This is a genomic window from Faecalibacterium sp. AF28-13AC, assembly GCF_003478405.1.
Taxonomy (GTDB): Bacteria; Bacillota; Clostridia; order Oscillospirales; family Ruminococcaceae; genus Faecalibacterium; species Faecalibacterium prausnitzii_E.
On sequence record NZ_QUFG01000003.1, the window covers coordinates 85835 to 105657 of the forward strand.

At 51.6% G+C, this 19823-nt stretch carries 24 protein-coding genes; 2 read left to right on the plus strand and 22 right to left on the minus strand.

What is annotated here, in order from left to right; genetic code table 11:
* Positions 1 to 14: 14 nt before the first annotated feature.
* The 11 genes from sfsA to DWY95_RS04880 form a co-directional block, all read right to left on the minus strand.
* Positions 15 to 680 (minus strand): DNA/RNA nuclease SfsA, encoded by a 666-nt coding sequence (gene sfsA / locus DWY95_RS04825; RefSeq protein ID WP_118552596.1) that lies wholly within the window; start codon positions 678 to 680, stop codon positions 15 to 17.
* Between the two features lie 267 nt (positions 681 to 947).
* On the minus strand, positions 948 to 1325 hold the full coding sequence (locus tag DWY95_RS04835; RefSeq protein WP_118552597.1) for a desulfoferrodoxin family protein: 378 nt from the start codon (positions 1323 to 1325) through the stop codon (positions 948 to 950).
* Positions 1326 to 1426: 101 nt separating this feature from the next.
* Positions 1427 to 2152: a MerR family transcriptional regulator gene (locus tag DWY95_RS04840; protein WP_118552598.1), complete on the minus strand. Its 726-nt coding sequence runs from the start codon at positions 2150 to 2152 to the stop codon at positions 1427 to 1429.
* A 54-nt stretch (positions 2153 to 2206) separates the two neighbouring features.
* Complete coding sequence (locus DWY95_RS04845; RefSeq protein WP_118552599.1) at positions 2207 to 2758, minus strand: GNAT family N-acetyltransferase; 552 nt, start codon at positions 2756 to 2758, stop codon at positions 2207 to 2209.
* A 52-nt stretch (positions 2759 to 2810) separates the two neighbouring features.
* On the minus strand, positions 2811 to 3023 hold the full coding sequence (locus tag DWY95_RS04850; RefSeq protein WP_118552600.1) for an HFLK protein: 213 nt from the start codon (positions 3021 to 3023) through the stop codon (positions 2811 to 2813).
* A 98-nt stretch (positions 3024 to 3121) separates the two neighbouring features.
* A complete protein-coding gene (locus DWY95_RS04855) occupies positions 3122 to 3619 on the minus strand; it encodes a hypothetical protein (RefSeq protein ID WP_118552601.1) in 498 nt (165 codons plus the stop codon).
* Entirely contained in the window at positions 3600 to 5117 is a 1518-nt protein-coding gene (locus tag DWY95_RS04860) for a DNA methylase (protein ID WP_118552602.1), read from the minus strand. Before DWY95_RS04860 ends, DWY95_RS04855 begins: the two co-directional genes overlap by 20 nt.
* Before the next feature lie 215 nt (positions 5118 to 5332).
* A complete protein-coding gene (locus tag DWY95_RS04865) occupies positions 5333 to 7432 on the minus strand; it encodes a PTS transporter subunit IIABC (RefSeq protein WP_118552603.1) in 2100 nt (699 codons plus the stop codon).
* Positions 7433 to 7520: 88 nt separating this feature from the next.
* A complete protein-coding gene (locus DWY95_RS04870) occupies positions 7521 to 8369 on the minus strand; it encodes a PRD domain-containing protein (RefSeq protein ID WP_118552604.1) in 849 nt (282 codons plus the stop codon).
* A gap of 591 nt (positions 8370 to 8960) precedes the next feature.
* Positions 8961 to 9137 carry a hypothetical protein gene (locus DWY95_RS04875; protein WP_243082583.1) on the minus strand — a complete coding sequence of 59 codons (177 nt, stop codon included), beginning with the start codon at positions 9135 to 9137 and terminating at the stop codon, positions 8961 to 8963.
* 25 nt (positions 9138 to 9162) lie between these two features.
* A complete protein-coding gene (locus DWY95_RS04880; RefSeq protein WP_243082584.1) occupies positions 9163 to 9483 on the minus strand; it encodes a sigma-70 family RNA polymerase sigma factor in 321 nt (106 codons plus the stop codon).
* A gap of 225 nt (positions 9484 to 9708) precedes the next feature.
* Here DWY95_RS04880 and DWY95_RS04890 point away from each other — a divergent pair, with 225 nt between their 5' ends.
* Both DWY95_RS04890 and DWY95_RS04895 read left to right on the plus strand, forming a co-directional pair.
* Positions 9709 to 10188, plus strand: coding sequence for a helix-turn-helix transcriptional regulator (locus DWY95_RS04890; protein ID WP_243082585.1), 480 nt, complete (start codon positions 9709 to 9711; stop codon positions 10186 to 10188).
* Between the two features lie 122 nt (positions 10189 to 10310).
* The gene (locus DWY95_RS04895; protein WP_118552607.1) at positions 10311 to 12092 is read left to right on the plus strand and encodes an AAA family ATPase; all 1782 of its coding nucleotides are present in this window, start codon (positions 10311 to 10313) and stop codon (positions 12090 to 12092) included.
* A gap of 154 nt (positions 12093 to 12246) precedes the next feature.
* Here DWY95_RS04895 and DWY95_RS04900 read toward each other — a convergent pair whose 3' ends face one another.
* From DWY95_RS04900 to DWY95_RS04945, 11 genes are all read right to left on the minus strand, one after another.
* Positions 12247 to 13323 (minus strand): hypothetical protein, encoded by a 1077-nt coding sequence (locus tag DWY95_RS04900; RefSeq protein WP_337995356.1) that lies wholly within the window; start codon positions 13321 to 13323, stop codon positions 12247 to 12249.
* Positions 13324 to 13527: 204 nt separating this feature from the next.
* Positions 13528 to 13770 (minus strand): hypothetical protein, encoded by a 243-nt coding sequence (locus DWY95_RS04905; RefSeq protein ID WP_147365919.1) that lies wholly within the window; start codon positions 13768 to 13770, stop codon positions 13528 to 13530.
* Positions 13752 to 14285 carry an AbrB/MazE/SpoVT family DNA-binding domain-containing protein gene (locus DWY95_RS04910; protein WP_118552610.1) on the minus strand — a complete coding sequence of 178 codons (534 nt, stop codon included), beginning with the start codon at positions 14283 to 14285 and terminating at the stop codon, positions 13752 to 13754. The genes DWY95_RS04905 and DWY95_RS04910 overlap by 19 nt, the downstream gene beginning before the upstream one ends.
* Positions 14286 to 14464: 179 nt before the next feature.
* Positions 14465 to 14701: a hypothetical protein gene (locus DWY95_RS04915; RefSeq protein WP_005922522.1), complete on the minus strand. Its 237-nt coding sequence runs from the start codon at positions 14699 to 14701 to the stop codon at positions 14465 to 14467.
* Between the two features lie 60 nt (positions 14702 to 14761).
* On the minus strand, positions 14762 to 15145 hold the full coding sequence (locus tag DWY95_RS04920; protein WP_118552611.1) for a type II toxin-antitoxin system PemK/MazF family toxin: 384 nt from the start codon (positions 15143 to 15145) through the stop codon (positions 14762 to 14764).
* Positions 15146 to 15335: 190 nt separating this feature from the next.
* Positions 15336 to 16028, minus strand: coding sequence for a DUF6551 family protein (locus DWY95_RS04925; RefSeq protein ID WP_243082586.1), 693 nt, complete (start codon positions 16026 to 16028; stop codon positions 15336 to 15338).
* Complete coding sequence (locus DWY95_RS04930; protein WP_118552612.1) at positions 16025 to 17146, minus strand: hypothetical protein; 1122 nt, start codon at positions 17144 to 17146, stop codon at positions 16025 to 16027. The genes DWY95_RS04925 and DWY95_RS04930 overlap by 4 nt, the downstream gene beginning before the upstream one ends.
* A complete protein-coding gene (locus DWY95_RS04935; protein WP_118552613.1) occupies positions 17127 to 17369 on the minus strand; it encodes a hypothetical protein in 243 nt (80 codons plus the stop codon). Before DWY95_RS04935 ends, DWY95_RS04930 begins: the two co-directional genes overlap by 20 nt.
* Positions 17370 to 17913: 544 nt before the next feature.
* Complete coding sequence (locus DWY95_RS16965) at positions 17914 to 18069, minus strand: hypothetical protein (RefSeq protein WP_158577518.1); 156 nt, start codon at positions 18067 to 18069, stop codon at positions 17914 to 17916.
* Between the two features lie 11 nt (positions 18070 to 18080).
* Entirely contained in the window at positions 18081 to 18536 is a 456-nt protein-coding gene (locus DWY95_RS04940; RefSeq protein WP_118552614.1) for a (deoxy)nucleoside triphosphate pyrophosphohydrolase, read from the minus strand.
* Between the two features lie 21 nt (positions 18537 to 18557).
* Positions 18558 to 19751 carry a Fic family protein gene (locus DWY95_RS04945; protein ID WP_118552615.1) on the minus strand — a complete coding sequence of 398 codons (1194 nt, stop codon included), beginning with the start codon at positions 19749 to 19751 and terminating at the stop codon, positions 18558 to 18560.
* Between the last annotated feature and the right edge of the window lie 72 nt (positions 19752 to 19823).

The following is a 19823-nucleotide window of genomic DNA, read 5'->3' on the forward strand; positions in this document are numbered from 1 at the left end:
CATTCCCTCCCTTTTTACGCTTCTCTCTGCTCCACGATTTCCAGACTGTCCCGCCCGACATGGCAAAGCAGGAACAGCACACTCACGCCTGCGGCTTTCGCTTCGGCCAGCGCTGTGCCAAACTCCGGCTGCGTGTCAACATTCGGCCTTACCTCGGTGATGCCTTCCATCTGGATCACAAAGGCTACTGCGCACCGATACCCTGCCCGCTGTGCCTGCGCTAACTCGTGCAAGTGCTTCACGCCCCGTTCGGTGGGCGCATCCGGGAAATACCCGATACCGCCCACTTCCAGTGTACAGCCTTTGACTTCCAGCAGGTATTTCTGTTCGCCCTTTTCCATGTAGAAGTCGATGCGGGATTTTCCGTAGGTAAACTCTGGCCTGACAAGGTCAAACTCCTGCTTTGAGAGCCATTCTCCTACCACCTTGTTGGGTGCCTGACTGTCCATATTGACCCAGCCAAGTTTCTGCTTGCGTACCGCCACAAGGTCGTATTTTGTCTTGCGTTTCGGGTTGTCCGACACTTCCAGACGCACCGCCGCACCGGGCAGCAGCAGTTCCTTGCACCGCCCTGTGTTTTTGACATGGACGGTTTCCACCGCACCGTTCACGTTCACATGGGCAATAAAACGGTTGGGACGGTCAAGAAAAATGCCGTCCACGATCTCTCTGTATTTCAATGTTTACTCCATTTTCATTTTTGTCTGATCCGCCTGCGCCGTCCGGGCATCAAAGCAGCAGAAGATGACCTTCCTATCGCAGTCGGCGTGGCGTTGCAGCCAATCCGCCACGGTACAATATCCTCGTACGTTGGTTTCTTGCGCGTATCATACTTCATCCTCTGCACAAGGTCAAGCAGAACATTTTCAGCGCTGCATCAGCCCTCTGGCTGTACGCAAAACAGGCTCCTGCAAGCGTTCAACCACCGGCAGGAGCCTGTTCCGTTCTTAAAGCTTCGTCATCCACAGACCATGCAGGTTGCAGTAGGCGTAGACCGCCACCGGCTTTTCGCTGCCCAGCTCAAACACCGCCTTGGGCGCCTGACCGGGGGCGAGGTAGCGGAGCTGTCCACCGTTTTCGGTCTCCACAAAGATCCACTGGATGTGGTGCACATCCACCATGGGGTGCTCCACCGCACCCACCGCAACGGTGAGGGTGCTGCCGGAAAGCTCTGCCACCGGCAGATGCTTTTCGCCGCTGGCCTCCACGGTGTTGGGGATCAGCTCCTTCATCTTTTCGCCGCAGCAGACCATCGGAACGCCTGCGTTGTGGATGGTGGTGACCAGATTGCCACAGTGCTCACAGATATAAAACTTTGCCTTCATATTCAAATCCTCCATCGGAATGTTGTTGGTGTTTCTTGTGACTATATGATAACATTTCCTAGTTGGATTTTCTGTGACCGGGTCACGCAAGACAATTTTGCTTACCGGCAATAGATTTCAATGGCTTTCTGTGCGAATTCTGCAGCGCCTTCTCCCCCGGCAGCGTTAATGTTCTCCGTAAACTCGCCGCCGGCACCGTACATCTGTCCAAGTTGATGCAGAATGGGCTTCGTGCAGGTATAGTAATTTTCCGTGATAAAGTCCTGCAGCTTTTTCACCTGTGCCTGTACTGCGGGATCTGCCGGTTCTCTGGTTTGCAGCGTTCCGAATGCCGCTACGAGCCCCATCAACTGCTCGTTGATGCTGCCAGATTCCTTCTGCGTCCGACGGGCGTTTTTTGCCTCGAATTCCTGATACTCTGTGGTTTCGCCCCATTCTTTCTTTGCACGTTCTGCGTATTCCCTGATCTTCTGTGTGTCAAATGCGTTGAAATCCATAACATTTCCTCCTGTTGTCCGAATCTTCTCCGCAAGAGCGATCAACTTTTCCAGATGTTGTTTTTTCAGGGTCAGCAATGTGATCTGCTGTTCCAGTGCCTTTTCCCGGTCAAATTCCGGGTTTTTCAGAATTTTTCGGATATCCTCCAGTGAAAATTCCAGCTCTCGGAACAGCAAAATCTGTTGCAATCGTTCCAGTGCAGCATCATCATACAGGCGATAGCCTGCCTGCGTTCGATGCGCCGGATGCAGCAGACCGATTTTATCGTAATATTGCAGCGTCCGAATGCTCACCCCGGTCAGATTGCTCACTTCCTTGACAGTCATCATTTCGTTTTCCTCCCTTGCGACAAGCTCAGTATACGCTATGACGCAACGTCAGGGTCAAGTGCTTTTTTCAAATGGAGCCTTTCGTATCTCATAGACGATCACGTTTGGCAATTTTGCCATCCCACCCTCTGAAAGGCTATATGCCTTTCTCACCGTCTCTGTAAACACATCTCGGACATCGATCTGCTGCCCGCCAAGTTTCTCTGCGATCCGGCGAGAATAGATGTTTTTGGGAAACGCATTCCAGATCAACGCCTCGTCCGGACTTCTTTCAAAAAAAGCCCGGCACAACAGCCATGCCGCCTCATATCCGTAGCCTTTGTTCCGGGATGGCGGTGCGATTGCAATATCGATTGCCGGACGATTCAGGTCTACGTCGATATCAATGTATCCGCATGGCAGATCCGTTTTCACCTCCCGAATCAGATACCGCTCACTGGAATCCTCAATTGCTCCAATCTCTCTGCACATATACGCCCAGAGATCCGACTTCTGTTCGTAGAGGTCGTGAAAGTTCGATGCCGCCTTATAAGCCGTCAGATAATCCTGACGATTTTCCTCGTTCAGTCTGCTGATACAGACCTTCTCCCCCTGTAAAGATGCCATATTCTCACCCTCGTGTGTACCGCAATCAACCGTCGGTTTCTGTCAGATGCCCTCAGCTTCCCATGGCAATAAGCACCAGCACGACCACCACCGCAATGGCGATGAGGCAGCCGCAGCCGCTTCCATCTCCACCACCGCCGCCACCATTGTTGTGGCCGCCGCCACCGCCGCCGGACGAGCCGCCGAAGTTGCGGTTGAAGGCCGTCATGTATTGGGCATAGCCCGTGTCGCCTTTGCCAAAGTAGCCGTAATCACCGTTTGCCATTGTATTTTCCTCCATCCGAAGTGTGTTTTGCTTCTTCTGAGGTCATTTTACTGAAAGAGCTGTCCCATAAACATCTCTTTCAGAATCTCTTTGCAATGTCATTCTTCTCCGATGCCCAGATACACATCAATGTCCATGATACCCTCCCCGCTGACCTCCACCAGATCTTCAAAGGGCACCACGGTGTCGCCCACCTGCAAGGTGCGGAACACCGGGTCGATGCGCTCCACTGTTCCACTCAGCGTGATATAGTTGCCTACCGCCGGAACCTCCGGGTGGGCGGTATCCTCTTTGAAGTATCGCACCGTGACGATCATGCCCTTGGTGACCTGCATCAGCCGATCGGACAGGGCGGACATTTCTTCCTCGGTCAGAATGCGCTTGGGCACCCGCTCGGTGCGCTGCTTTTCTGCGGCAAGCTGCTCGTCATAGCCCCGCAGCGGAGAGAAGGGCGAGAAGATCTTGGCACGGTTCTGAAGGGTCATGCGGGGGTGCTTGCGAATGGATTCTTCGGTCTGAGGGCGCTCCATCTCCAGGATGTCCCCGTACTTTTGGGCAGTCTCCCGCCCGATTTTGCTATTTTTGTAGTTTTCCATCTAAACCTCCTGCCGCACCTCCTGCGTTGTGACCACCGATTTGTGCGTTGCGCTGGCGCATGGTGGCACCTTCTTCGTAGCTGCTGGCTTTCAGCACAGCGTTTTTGCCGTACTTATTCTTGATACCCAGCATGGCCTGCTGGAGCTTTTTCTCCTTTTCCAGCTTCTTGGTGTCGGTGAAAAAGTCCACCTGATAGATACCCTCATCCGGCGTGACCTTATTGGCGTTGAGGGTAATGCGCCGCACCGTCAGCGCCGGATTTGTAATGCGCTCAAACAGCTTTGCGCTTTCGTTGATGAGGGTGCTGCCCAGATTGGTGGGGGCATCAAACCGAACCGTGCCGTGCGCCGCCTTGGGGATAATTCTGCCGTAGCGGTCGGTCTGGGTCAGACCACGGTAGCCCCCCTTGTCCACGTTCTCCCGGTCGTAGCCTATCTCCAAGGTGATGGATTCCGTCACCAGTTTCTTTTCCGTGAGTCGGAACATCAGAATCTCCGCCATCTCCCGGACGATGAGTTTAGCTTTGTCGTTGGGGTAGGGACAGGTCAGCACCTGCCCCTCGCTGATGCTGTTGGTGCTGGGCTTGTAACTTTTGATCTGCTCCATGCCGCAGGGTTCGCAGCCCCATGCGTGGTCGATGAGGATCTCTGCGTCCACGCCGAAAATTTCATACAGTCGATCTTCTCCGTGGATGGAAAACCGCGCCAAGTCCCCCATCGTATAAATGCCGTGAGATTCCAGCCGCTTGACGGTGCCTGGACCGGTCATCCAGAAATCTGTCAGCGGGCGATGGTTCCACAGCAGATACCGGTAGGACTGCTCGTCCAGCTCCGCAATGCGGACACCGTCCTTGTCCGCAGGGATGTGCTTTGCCACAATGTCCATGGCCAGCTTTGCAAGGTAGAGGTTGGTGCCGATGCCTGCCGTTGCGGTGATGCCGGTGTTGGTCAGCACCTCCCGCACCATGGTCATGGCAAGTTCATGGGCGCTCATGTGGTAGTAGAGCAGATAGCCTGTCACGTCAATGAAAACCTCGTCGATGGAGTAGGGGTAAATATCCGCCGGGGACACATATTTGAGGTAGGTCTTGTAGATCTGGGTGGAAACGTCCAGATACCGCTGCATCCGGGGCGGCGCAACGATGTAGCTCAGCCCTAGCGTCGGGTCTGCGTTCAGGGCATTGGCATCGAAAGAGGTGCTGGCAAAGTGGTACTTGCCATCCTCTCCCCGGACTGCCTTTTTCTGCCGGATGGCAGTTTGCAGCCGCTGGGTGTTGACTTCCCGGACACGCTGGACGGCTTCAAACAGCCGCGCTCTGCCGGGGATCTTGTAGGATTTCAGGGAGGGCGACACTGCAAGGCAGATGGTCTTTTCGGTGCGGGAGGCGTCCGCCACCACCAGATTGGTGGTCAGGGGGTCCAGATGGCGGTCTACGCACTCCACCGAGGCATAAAAACTTTTCAGGTCGATTGCCAGATAGGTGCGCTGCGCTGCCATGATTCAGCCCTCCTTTGCAAAATTTACAACCATTTATCTTATTATAATAAATCTTTACGCCGTTTTCAAGATGGAACGGCTATTTTATCCGTAATTCAGACAGCAAAAAATGAGATAGGCCCCCCTTTCGGGGAAGTCTATCTCATTTTTTCGTTGGGGCTATTTTGCAACAGCCCCCCTTATAACAACCCTGCCTTACGGTTGAAGAAAAACGCTTAGTGCTTCAGTTCCAGCAGCGCATCGCCCTGCTTTACGGTGCCACTGGCTTTAGCCGCGACAGCGGCATAGTCATCGGTATTGCAGACAATAAGCGGCGTGGTCACGGGATAGCCTTCGGCCTTAATGGCTTCCAGTTCAAAGCGGATCAACGGCTGACCTTTCTTCACCTTATCACCCTCGTTGACGAGGTAGGTAAAGTGCTTGCCACCCAGCTTGACCGTATCGATGCCGATGTGCATCAGCAGTTCGGCACCGTCAGCCGTGGTCATGCCCACGGCATGGTGGGTCTCAAAGGTGGAGGAGATCTCACCGTCAGCAGGTGCCACCAGTTCACCATCGGTGGGCTCAATGGCAATGCCGTCGCCCAGCGCACCGCTGGCAAAGGCTTCATCCTTCACATCGGCCAGCGGCACTACAGTACCGTTCAGGCAGGCAGACAGCACGGTATCCTTTGCTGCGGGGGCCGCCGGGGCGGGTGTTGCGGTCGCCGCCGGGGTCTTAGGTGCATTTTCCAGATAATCTTCCAGCTTTGCCTTGATGACGGCCACCTTGGGGCCGTATACCACCTGCACACCGTTGCCCTTGCAGATCACGCCGGAGGCACCGGAGGCTTTGAGCACATCCTGCCGGACCAGCGCAGCGTCCTTGACGGTGCAGCGCAGGCGGGTGGCGCAGCAGTCCACGTCGGACAGGTTGTTGGTACCTCCCAGACCTTCTACGATCAGGGCGCTGACCGGATCATCCCCTGCGGGGGTGGTGCTGCCGGAAGCGGCGCTGCGGGCGTTCACGTCCGCACGGGTGTACAGCTTGACTTCCTCGGCATCATCGCGACCCGGGGTCTTGTAGTCAAACTTGGAGATCATAAAGCGGAAAATGATGTAGTACAGTACAAAGTACACCGCACCGACCACGACCACCCACATCCAGTGGGTCTTGGCGTTGCCCTGCATCACACCGAACAGCACCAGGTCGATGAGACCGCCGGAGAAGGTCATGCCCACGCCCACATTCAGAATGTGCATCAGCATGAAGGACAGACCGGCCAGCACGCAGTGCACCGCGTACATGGGAAGTGCCACAAAGATAAAGGTAAATTCCAGCGGCTCGGTGATGCCGGTGAGGAAAGCGGTCAGGGCTGCGGAAAGCAGCAAGCCGCCTGCCACCTTTTTCTTTTCCGGCTTGGCGCACTGGTACATCGCCAGCGCCGCGCCGGGCAGACCGAACATCATAAAGGGGAACTTACCGGCCATGAAACGGGTAGCGCTGACCGAGAACACCGTGGTAGACTTGGAAGCCAGCTCGGCAAAGAAGATGTTCTGTGCGCCGGTCACGGTGACGCCATCGATGATGGCGGTGCCGCCCACAGCGGTCTGCCAGAACGGCATATAGAACACATGATGCAGCCCAAAGGGGATCAGCGCACGCTCCAGCAGGCCGTAAATAAAGGTGCCTGCGTAGCCGGAAGCCAGCACCAGTGCACCCAGCGCGGCAATACCGCTCTGCACCACCGGCCAGATATAGAACATGGCAATGCCGACCACCAAATACACGATGGAGCTGACGATGGGCACAAAGCGTGTACCGCCAAAGAAGGCCAGCACCTGCGGCAGCTCGATCTTATAGAACTTGTTGTGCAGCGCCGCCACGCCCAGACCGACCACGATGCCGCCGAACACACCCATTTGCAGGGTTGTGATGCCCAGCATGGTGGTGGTGGAGTTGGCAGGCATCGCTTCTACGCCGCCTGCCGCATTGATCATTGCCTGAATGGCTGTATTCATAATGATATAGGCCACTGCGCCGGACAGGGCGGCCACCTCTTTTTCCTTGCGGGCCATGCCGATGGCCACGCCCATGGCGAACAGCAGCGCCAGATTGTTGAACACGGCGCTGCCGGTCTGGCTCATCACGTCCAGAATGGTGTAGATCAGGGTACCGGGGTGGATGACGCTGTTCAGGCCATAGGCCGCCAGCATGGTTTCGTTGGTGAACGAGCTGCCGATACCCAGCAACAGGCCCGCTACAGGCAGCAGTGCAATGGGCAGCATAAAGCTGCGTCCCACGCGCTGCAGCACGCCAAAGATCTTGTCTTTCATCTTCAGTTCTCCTTTTCTCAAGTTCGTATCCAGCATATATATCCACACAGGAAAGACCTGTGGAGAATCAAAGGTAAAGCAAAAGAGCTTATTTTCCCATCCGGATCCGTTTCAGATGGATCGTAAGGAACATCAGTTCCTCGTCCGAAAGCTCCTTGTGCCAGGTGTTGCGGACATACTCCGCAATGCAGCAGGCGCATTTGTAGTGTTCGCTGCAATTGCGGGCGATCAGGGCGCGGAACACTTCGTCGTGGGTATCGTTTTCCTGCTCCTGTTTTCCTTGAAATACGCGTTGCGCAAAAAAGCGCAAATGCACGGTAAAGCGGCTGAAATCCAGTGCATCCCGGTCAAAATGGCAGTTGTAAAAGTATTCCACCACCTGCACGCAGCCATCCACAAAGCGGGTGACATCGTTCACCACGCTCATGGTGGTGTTGAGCTCTGCGTTGACGATGTGCAGCGCAATGAAGCCGCCCTCGTCGTCCGAAAGGTCTGCATGGCAGCGCTGGCGGATGGCGGCAAGGCACTCCATGCCAAGGCGATACTCTTCCGGGTAGAATTCCCGAATGGGAGCCATCAGCGGGTTGGAAAAGCGAATCCCCTGCTCACTGCGCTGGATGGCAAAGCTGATGTGGTCAGCCAGCGTGATGAGCAGGCTCTCGTTCAGCGGGTAGTTCACCCGGCTGCGGATCATTGCCACCAGCTCGTCGGTGAGCAGCAGATGCTCATACGGGATCTGTTCCAGAAGTTCCACCAACTTCTGCTGCACGGCAGGGCTGGTCATGCGGTAGCTGCGCTCCACGGTTTCAGCCTCAATTTTATAGCCCGGCTTAACGCCAAAGCCCAAACCGCGCCCGGTGACGATCAGCTCACAGCCCGTGGGGTCCACCACGCGCAGAATATTATTGTTGATTGGTTTTTTGACGGTATATTGCATTGTTTCTCCTCCTTAGGTTGAAAAAGGCAATAAAAAAAGACCACTCTTGACACAGCAAACATACCGAAGGCTGAAACACGCTTTCGGCTTGTGCTATGCAGAGTTGGTCTAGCCCGCCAAACGGTAACAATCCAACGACGCTGCTCACGTACATTTTTCTTTTTGTAAGGCACAAACAAATTAAGCACTTGAATAACAATTTATTTTATGCTAGATTACAATACCATATTCTTTGTGGAGTGTCAAGATAGAAACGGGGGTTCTTTTTGACTTTGTCAATTTTACCCAAACTCAGGTGATTTTCTACAGCAAATTGACAAGTAAGAATATTCCTTTTTTGCTTTATATGTGCCGTTGTTTTCAATCGAGATTATTGCGGAGAAAGCTGTGCTCCATCTCGTAACTTATCACCTTCACAAAAAACGGTCAAGAATTGCTGCCCTATATACAAAAAAGCCGCCGAGGACACCTCCACAATGGGAAGAGTCCTCGACGGTATTCGCTTATCGGGTCTGGGTTTTCTTGGTGGTGTCCTTTTCAGGTCACTTGCTTATGGAATCTTTTTTTCGCGTTTTGCGGCAAACTTCTCTGTTATACTCCAAACACTGTTTTCATGGTATGTTCCATAAAAGATCGGATCGCCTGCTGGCTGTACCCGTTTTCGGATGCATTGACGATATAATCTGCCTCAATCAAAATCTGGTAGTCGATGCCGTTGATCTGCTCCGGTCTATGGTGGTGCCCCACCAGATAAGCCACCCGGTTCACAGGATATATTCCATCTGCCGTTCCTTTATTCTCCCGGTGATTCTTGAAGCCAGCCTTTGCGCAACTGATCCAGTGCGTGGGTCTTGAGCCTTGAGACATAACTTCTGCTGATCTGGAGCAGCTGTGCCGTTTCCAGTTGGGTCAGCGGCGGCTGACCCGCCAACCCGTACCGCAGCAGGATCAGCTTCCGTTCCCGCGCCGGCAGCCCTTCGATGAGCTGCCGCAGCCGCCGGGCCTCGTCCTGCTGCTCACAGCTGTCCTCCATGCAGAAGCCGTCCTGCAGCACGTCCGAGAGGGTCAGTGCCGTGTCGTCCTTGCCCGCCTCCAGCGTTTCCTGCAACGACACGGTGGTCCCGCTTTTCCGCTCCCTCCGGAAGTGCATCCGAAGCTCATTTGCTATCCTCTCCCCAGCGCACTTTCAGATGGAAAAGAGAATCCATCTCTTTCACGCAATGACGCATCTACGTCAAAATGGATTTTTTGGAGCCGAGAGAGCGGTTCCTTTTTTCTGCTTCAGAGGGTGTCATGTGAGGGTCATGGTCTAACCCCTCTATACATCTTGCAGGTAACTTTGGCAGGCCCCCGCACCACCGTAGAGGCGCAGGCGTTCTACCGTATGTACCACTCTTACGCCGACATCCCGAACCCATGGGACCGTCTGCGTTGGTGCCGCTATGGTCTTGACCTGCTGCAAAAAGAGGTTGCTGCCATGGTGGGCATGGAGGAATGGCTCTATCGGGATCTGGAAAGCGGCGCATTTCACCGCAGCTTCACGCCCGAACTTGCGGACAAGCTCGCCGCCCTTTACGGCATCCCGGTGGAGGATATTCTGGACGACTACACCCTGTTTCTGCACCGGGGCAGAGGAGACTTCCTCCGCAGATACCGGGAGACAAAAGGCTGGAACCGTCAGCAGCTTGCCGACCATGCCAAGGTAGGCAGGACAAGTATTCGCTGCTGGGAGACCGGACAGAAAACCATCAGCCAAAAGTGTTTCCGGCTTCTGGCCGAAAATCTTGGGCCCGATTTTCTTTCTATGCTTCGCATGTGAGGTATGGTAATTTTTCTCCGGTCAAAAGAATTTTTCATTATACCCCTTTATACCCTTGTGTAAAAGGGTATAAAGGGGTATAATACTTATAGACGCTATTTCAACAGAATAGGAGGCACCTTATGGAACAGAGCGAATTGCAGGTTCACATGAACGAGTTGGCGCAAAAAATCGCCATGCTTCCTCCCGGTTCGATTGTAAAGAAAACTGTAACCGGGCGCGAATATTATTATCATCGCTGGACAGAAAATAAGAAGCGCCATGAAAAGTACATCCCCGCTGAAGTGTTAGATTCTTTTCGCGCACAGATTGAGCAGCGAAAAGAGTTAGAGCAGGAGCTGAAGGCACTGAAAAAGATGTTGCCGAAGGCAGCACCGACTCACGTTGCTGCTTTTACCACAAATGTCCGCATTGGTGCCGCTCTGCGCACATTCTCTGCTTCTGTCAAACGATACAAAAAACGAGAGTGTTTTCAACAGTTGCATAATTTTCTATACGGTGAAGCACAGGACAAAGTTTTTATTCTCTATGGTTTGCGCAGAACCGGAAAAACAACTATGATTCGGCAAGCCCTCGCCGAAATGAATGATACAGACTTGATGAAGTCTGCATTCATCCAAATCACTGCTCAGGATACGCTTGCTGCCTTAAATACCGACTTAAAGGTTTTGGAATCGCAGGGCTTTCAATATGTATTCCTGGATGAAGTCACCCTGCTGGACGATTTCATCGAGGGTGCTGCACTGTTTTCTGATATTTTTGCAGCAAGCGGCATGAGAATTGTACTTTCAGGCACAGACTCTCTCGGCTTTCTGTTTACCGAGGACGAACAGCTTTATGACCGTTGTATTCTTCTGCACACTACCTTTATTCCCTACCGCGAATTTGAATCCGTTCTGGGGATTCACGGCATTGATGAATACATCCGTTATGGCGGTACAATGAGCCTTGGCGGTGTTCATTATAATGAGAGCTCCACATTTGCCAGCAAAGAACGCGCCGATGAATATGTAGACACAGCCATCGCGCATAACATTCAACACTCTTTGCGCTGCTATCAATATGAAGACCATTTCCGAAATTTACGCGACCTATACGATAAAAATGAGTTAACCAGTGCCATCAATCGCGTTGTCAAAGATATCAATCACCGCTTTACGCTGGAGGTATTAACACAGGATTTCAAATCTCATGATCTCGGTGTTTCCGCAAACAACCTTCGCCGGGACCGCAGCAATCCTATAGACATCCTCGACCACATTGATCTTTCTGCGGTAACAGACCGTTTACGGGATCTTCTGGAAATTCTCAACAAATCAGAACAAACTGTGGTTTTGGATGAAGACCATGCAGCAGAAATCAAAGAATATCTGGACCTATTGGATCTCACACGGGATATTGATATCCGTCATCTTCCAAAGGTAAATACGAAGTCCACTCGAACCGTTATCGCTCAACCCGGTCTCCGTTACGCTCAGGCATCCGCACTGATTCACAGTCTTCTTCTGGATGAAACCTTCAGTGCCCTTTCCCTGCCGGAACGCACTGCCGTACAAGAGCGTATTCTCACTGAGATCAAAGGACGAATGCTGGAAGACATTGTTCTTTTGGAAACCAAGATAGCAACCCCCGGAAAGGAAGTTTTTGTACTTCAGTTTCCTATTGGTGAATTTGATATGGTGGTGTTCGATCCTGCCGCCGGTTCCTGCCAGATTTTTGAGATCAAGCACAGTATGGAAATCGCCCCATTCCAATACCGCCATTTGATCGACTCTGAAAAATGTGCCCAAACAGAACATCGCTATGGTCCCATCACCGGAAAATTTGTTCTCTACCGTGGTGAAGATCAGATCCTGAACGGCATCCAATACCAAAACGTTGAAGAATACCTTCGAAATCTTTAAGGCCCGATTTTCCATCTATGCTTCGCATGTGAGGTATGGTAATTTTTCTCCGGCCAAACGAAAAAGCTCATCTGCAAGCCACGATATGTGGCAGCGCAGACGGGCTTTCGTTATGGAATCATTCTGTTTCAATTATTCTGATATTCGCTCTGACTTACATGGCGTTCCGTAAAACACGCAGTCGTTCTTCAAACGTTGCTTTCCATGCCGGATGCTTGGAGAATACGGTGTGCTCCACCTGACGGACTTGGTTCAGTCCGATGTTCCGCACCGCTTCCACTGCAGCATCTTTTTGGCTCAGATGGCGTTTTCCCACGGTCAGACAGTTCGCGCCTTCTGGCGTGTCGTACTGCTGAAACGCCCGGTTGAAGTCCATCAGGTCATGCAGACGGATGGGCTGATTGGTTTCGTTGTCTACCAGCAGACCCCAATTTTCCCAATGACGGTCAGTATTGCCCACCAGATAATCCAGAATGTTCATCATATAGTAGCCGGGAGCATCCAGCTCTAAGATCTTATCCAGCGTGTTCCAATCATGGTTCGTGCAGTAGACGTCATAGGCTGCATAGGTCACAAGACTGTATCGCTGAGATGTCATGATTTTGCTGATAGAAATCAGCTCATTTTCAAACATTCCCTGCTCATACAGTACCTGATGGCAGTCAAAACACCGGCAGATTTTGCTTGCCAGCACTTCACGTTCCACCGCTTCCCTGCCACCATCCTTGTAAAGATAGAAGCCATCCTCTTTTCGCACCCACGCCTTGGGGTACAAGCCGCCCGTAGACAGGTCATTTGCCAGAAGATGGGCGTTTGTCACCGTCATTTGGTGCCCCCGCAGCGCAATATCCACAAGCGCATTGCTTAAGGAGTGTGCAAAAAGGTTGATATCCTCGAATCGAATCTTCTCGTTTTCTTCTTTCACCCAGAACACATCCAGCAAAGACAGACAATGGTAGGATAATGCAATCTGTGCTCGTTCCCTGTCCGTAACACTCTGAGATGCACCGATACTGTTCAGGATTTCCTTGGCGTAGGTGCGATCCAACGTCAACATCCGGGAGGCGCACCAATAGTAAAAGTTCGTTACATTATTGATGCGCTCGTCAAAATCATCCGATTCCACCAGAACCAGATCATAGGGCATGAAATCCTCGATGCAGACCCTGCATTCCCCTGTCGTGCTGAGTTGTGCCACACAGCTTTCCCGGTGCATGATCTCGTAAAACATGGTTTTCATCCCTCCCTGCGTTCTGTGTCTTGCTCTGTATTTATATTACCTTCTTTTTTCACGGGACGCAAGAGCTTTTACTTTTCAAAAAGCTTTTTCTGCTGCTCCATCAGGACGGTTTCGATACGCTCTTTCAGCAAAAAGTGGAATTGTTTCGGGTAATAGCACAGATATTTATCAAGGATCGTACCGAAACCACTCGTTTCAAGCCATGAACCTCAGCCGTATCGACCCAGTAATTGCCACGGAGATTCCCGGCAGCCGAGCCGCATTCGTGAAATTGCGCAGAACTTCACTGGAAACGGCTTCAGCCAGTGCCTCAAAGCAGCCACCGTCTGCCTTATACCAGAGATTTTTCTCCGTATCAAACCATTTTTCCTGATTTCCGCGCGAAGTCGTCACCACAACCCTGTCGTTGGTATGCAGCATCAAATAATTTCCAGCCATTTGTTATCCTCCGCCATTCTTCCCTGCGTCTTTTCAACAAGCAGAACCGGGTCATATTCCGGAACGCCAACAGCATCCAGATAGTAATCCAAGCCCTTTCGTGTTTTCGGAATGCATCGGTCTGCCAGAAAGGCCAGGAAGTCTTCCCATGAGGGCGTTTCGTTCACACCAAACGCAGTATCCAGTATTTCGTCAACTTTGTTTTCGATGCAGATCTGCTCCGCTGTAAAATCTGCCAAAATCACGGTACACAACGTATCTCCGTCATAATACCGATATTCTTTCAGCTGATGTCCTTTCTGTTCTGCATTTCTGCGGAACAGTTCCGAGTCTGTTGATGCAAGCGGTCGGACGGTGATTTTTTCACCGTCAAAAGAAAGTTCTACCCGGTTATCTTTCTGGATTCCCATCGCACGAAGCCACACTGCCGGGAGATTGACCGAATACTTTTCTGCATTCTTTCCTGCTGTTCCCCCTGCTTTTCTTCTCATAATTTTCACGCTGCGACGATTCATGCACTTCACCTTCCATTACAAAAAGAATACCATATTGGCCGCCAACAATCAATGATTTTTTTTTGTCAGCAAAATTCCAAAAACTTATGTAACACAAAAAGCCCCACGCTCAACACTGCCTCTGAATCTGACCGTCTCTGGTCAGAGCAGAAAAGCATATGTTGAGCGTGGGGCTTTGTTTATCGGCTCGGCTGCCAGCCGGGCTTTTGGTGTTCTTTGGGTTTGTAGGTTCCTTTGGTAGTATCGATCACCGCCTGCAGCAATTCGAGCTTCTGCCATGTGGGGCAGTTCAGACGGTCGATTTTTTCGATCACATAGTTGGCGTGGGCGGTTGCGACCCGTTTTCCGAGTTCGTCCCATCCCTCTTTCGTTTTGGGGTAATGTACCACCACTTCAATGGGGGCACTCTTTCGCATGGCTCACTCACCTCCGATTACATCGCTATCACCTCATTTTTACGGGTTACTGGTTGTCCGCTATTCGCTGCGGTTTCCGCTCAGAACGTTCAGAGCCAGACTGACCAGCAAAGCCATATCAATGCGGAGCATTTCAGCCTTGCTGGCATAGCCCATAAAGCATTCGATGCGGGATTTATCGATCGTGAAGATCTGCTCCAGAAGAATCATGGACGGTTCTTCAAAGGCCGGGTTAGAATCCACCAGCACATGGGTGGGCTGGTTTTTCTTCTTTTCCGTCCGGGTAGTAACAGTTGCAACGATCAATGTAGGCGAATGACGGTTTCCAATGTTGTTCTGCAGAACTACCACAGGGCGTTTCCCGCCCTGTTCCGAGCCGATATGCGGCTCCATGTCTGCATAGTAGATGTCTCCTCTGAGATATCTCCAATTGTTCGGTAACATAAAAATCAACCTCCTTTTTATGTAAGAAACAGCCGCCGCAGACGGATACCACGACGGCTGTTGTTCAGGAGGTAAAACGAAACTGTCAGTTTTTCAGCGGCAGACTCATCTCACGGCTGGCACCGTTATAGATACGAAGAATCTGCCGCATGTGGCGGTTTGCAGAACTTCCGGTGTCTTTCTGAGCCAGCTACGTGATGGTTTTCGGGTGTGTCCTTGCCAGCTGCTGCACCAGCCGCTCCCGGCTGTACTCGCCCTCGTATACGGAGATGAAGCGGGCCACACCCCGGATTACACCGGCAAGGTAGGAATCCACATTGCCCTTCCACGCCTCGTTGATGATGTGAAGCATCTCGACGTAGCGCTCACAGCCATACTGCTTGTACAGCTCGTATGCCGTTCCGATGCAGTAGATTTTCCAGGGTGCCCGGATGCCGTCATAGGCAAATTCCGCACCGGCATTCGACGTGATCCCCACAAAGTAAAGTGCATCCGGGTTTTCGGCCACCAGATTTGCACGAAGGCGTTCGCCCGCCGTCAGGCATGTAGCATTGCCGGTCTGAATCGCAAACAGCGTTGCTTCGTCTTCTTTGGTAAGGCCGTAAAAGACTTTGCAGCGAATCGTCACATCCTTGCCACCGTTGCAGGTTCGACGGGCTTCCACCGTGTTCTGCCCATCAAAAACATAGAAGCGCCCATCCCGGTAGCTGACCTTCGGCTCGTTCGCGATGTACTCCGAGAAGTTTTCCGCGATCTGCGAAACCTTCTCCATCCGCAGCATACGCTGATATTCAATACACGGGATCAGTAGTGCACTGTTTACCATCTGATAGGCAAACTTGCATTCAGGCAAAGTGTTCAGGTTCAGATTGGAATTCATCATAACTTTTCCTCCTTTATGGTTTTCAGATAGTTTGTCATCCGGTCAAGCAGTTCAAAAATGGTTTTTCGACAGGTTTTATCGGTCAGAACATCCGGGTGTTCCTGGAAAATAACATTCCACCGAAAGATAAACTCTTCCGTTGCTCCCTGCAGTTCGCACAGCATGATGGAGCCGGTTGCTGCTGCTTTATCCTGGTAACGGGCATCCACCGAGGCCTGCAGTCGGGCCTTGTCTTCTTCGGACAAGTGCCGTTTATGACCCTGTATGCTCTGAAGAAAACTTGGTGGCGCATTGCTGGTCGGCTCAATTTCCTCTTCCGGCGGGGACTCGGTGATCGTTTCCTGTACCGGCGTTTCCGGCTGTTCTGCCTGCGACGTCGTGTTGTTTTCCGTTGCCGTTGGCTTTTTCTTCTGCGGTGCAGACTTTGGCTTCGGTGGTGGCTTGCTCGGCTTCAGACGTTCGAGGACCGTATCATCACGGTCACTCTTTTTCTTCTTGAGTTCCTCAAGAATTGCCGGGCGTTCTTCCTTTGGAATTGAAGCAAGCGCTACGATTTGTTCATCCGTCGCCTTGATATGCCCGGTCAGGATCTCTTCCTGCGCACCGGGCACCGCTTCTTCCGCAGCATCAATGCCTCGTGAATACTTTTCGGCACGTCGTACCGTCGCAGACCCAACACCATGTTCTACGGCGATTCGTTCGCAAGTGCGTTTTTCTGAATCGATGTGATCATTTTGATCACATCGATTTACTTTATTGCAATTTCCGGGCTGCCCGCCCACTGCCAGCTTGTTTGATTCATACTCCTTGCCCAGAAGAAACTTCTTTCGTTCTGGGCTGAGATTTCTGCGGCCAAGCTGATTTTTGCAGATCCATGCAAGCGCTTCGTACTTGTTCGCAAGCTGGATTTCTTCCACTTCAAACTTGATAAAGCCGTGCTTTTTCAGGATGCGGTAGCGGGTGTGCCCATCCAGAATGTAGCCATTCCATGTGATGATGGGATTCAGAAGACGACCCTCGGCAATGATGTTCTGCTCAAGCTGCTGTTCTTCCTCAAACTGCAGCGGCGGAATTTTGCTTTGGAACTCCGGGTCAATTTTAAGCTGGCTCAGTTTCACGTCGGTTCTCCTTTCCGGTCATTTTCGATTTACGGACAACGGGCTGAACGTAGTAGTCAAACCCATATCGTGTCTGGCAATACGTGCAGACATCCTTGACGAGCTGCCTGGGGTCGGCTCTGCGGAGCCGGACGCCCTTTGCGTCCAAAAATGCCCCTCGGCAGACGGCGCACAAAGTTGTCAGGGTGGATTCATCCACCTTTTTTGTGGTCTTGCGGTTCATTTGCGTACTCCTTTTCGCTGATATATAAAAACGCCGTCCGTGGTTACCCTCGAACGGCGTTTGGAAAAGGTTTTGTATGGTTTCTCTTAATTTGCCCCCGGCACCCCTGAGAAAGGGAAACAATCAGGCGTTGGATTTGCACCACTCCATTGGCCTCTCGGCCACCCCGTCTTCTTTATGACCGGGCCGCGAATTACGGAAGTATCATTATCTGGAAGTACCTGAAGCTGCATATTCAATTTTCAAGGTCCGCCCGGCTGCGGCTCCCGCTCCCTTTCGGAGGTGGGCCGCTGCCGTGACAATAGTGTATCGTACTTTCGAGCAAAAGTTTATGGACTCGTAGTCCAAGTCACCCACCCTCTTAGTCCATGTATTGTATACAACAGTCCCAAAAAGCAAAAAAATCCCGCCTGAAAAGCAAAACCTTCGCTTTGCCCTCAGACGGGATGTCTTTCGACACGACTGTTATAAATTCAAAAAAGCTCTTGACCTGAAGTCAACTTTAAGGATTATACTGAACCTGTCAGAAAAATTTTTGCCGCTCTTATGCGGCAGGCATGATGATAAAGGAGAATTCTCTGCACACCAACTTTTTATGCTCTGCCCACCTTGTTTCGCTGTAGTGATCGTCTGATACCATTGCTGTTCCCGTAGCGGCTTTCACCAGCAGCATCATGGGACGGCGCAGTTCATCCTTCATGCCGTAAACACTCAGCATCTCTGCAGAGGTTCGTTGTCATATTCGCTGGTATGGAGTGGTTTCACTGGCTGCATTGAACTTCTGATAACATCCAAAATGGTCCGATCCGCCGGAAGCCACGGAACGGAATCAAACTCCTCCTTCGTCAGCCACCGCGCAGCTTCCGCTTCTTTCAGAACAAGATCGCCGGAAACCACTTCACACCAGAAGCAGTCCATGGAAAGATGAAACGCCGGATACTCGTACTCGATTGTACCAATTAAATCCTCCACGGCGATTTCCGTGTCCAGTTCTTCTTCAATTTCCCGCTTCAGAGCCTGCTGCGGGGTTTCACCCGGCTCGATTTTGCCGCCCGGAAACTCCCATTGACCCTTGTAGTCACCATAACCGCGGGCGGTAGCGTAGATTTTGCGCTTTTCCTGCATGGAGTCGCAAATCACAGCGGCCACAACACGAATCGTTTTCATAACGTACTCCTTTTGGATTCATTATAATGGCCGACCGTCAGAAGTCCCACCGACATGATAGAACACCCTGTTTCCTGCTTTTCTTGCAGTAAGCAGCCCCATCTCATGGAATTTCATCACAAACGTCCGAATGGTTGCATACGCAGCGTTTCGGAAATCCTTTTCCAGCTGCTTTGTGGTAAACTCCTCTGCACCATAAGCAGACAGAACATGCTCCCAGAGCAGCCGTTCTTTTTCTGTGATTTTTCCTTCCGCAAGAGCAGTTTGATATACCTCAAGATCAGTTTTCGGCGGGACTGCATCCACCTGCAGGCGGTTATAGACCTCATTGCAGAAGTAGAACAGAAAGGGAGTCACATCCGTATAGCCGGAAATCAGAGCATTTCTCTCCACGCGTTCGTAGGCTTTGTAATATACGCCCTTGTTTTCAGCGATGTATCGGGAAAACGGCGTGAACAGTGCCGCAGGATAGCCCTGCTGAACAAGATACCAGAGGTGGAATAGCCGTGTAGTGCGTCCATTCCCGTCAAAATAGGGGTGGTAGTACGCAAAGGCAAAGTGCAGAATGGCAGCCTTATGCAGCTCATTGATGCCGTCATTGGCATTCGCAAAATCGACAAGACATTTCATGGCACCGGGAAGCCGCTCTGCCGGAAGTCCCGGTCTGGGTTCTTCACCGCCCACAATAAAAACCTCGCCATGCCGATAAAAGTGGTTTGGCAGTAATCGATCTTCATCCGGGAGATAATCCCCTGTGCTGATCTGATATAGGTGATGCAGATTCTCCTCGGTGATCCTATTCTGACGATTCACGATAAACTCCAGTCCGCGCTTCATACCATAGATGCGGGCTTCTTGTTCATCACGAGGGGCATAACCATCGAGGATATAACGGATACTGCTGCGGGTCGAGCGGATACTTTCAATTTGAAAAGTCGCATAAATTTCCTCGGTCATCGCCGACAAACCGAAGTTTTGTCCACTGACAGGGACAGAGAGCAACTGCTTCATACCATTTGTTGAAATTTGCGCGAGGTTCGGCAGGTAAAACAGCTTATTTCCAGAAAAATCAGTCAACGGCAGAGGCTGCGCAAAGTTTTGCCGCAGCAATTCGGCAAATTCTTTGACGCTGACAGTCGAGTACTTGTATTCCATCCGATTGAGTTCAAACAAATGCTTATCTGAAAGCATTTTGGCAAACTGTGCCCCATCCATTCTGTCCACCTCGCAGTTGATACTTATTGATACTACATAGTATCAATATACCGATTCTTTATAAAAAAGTCA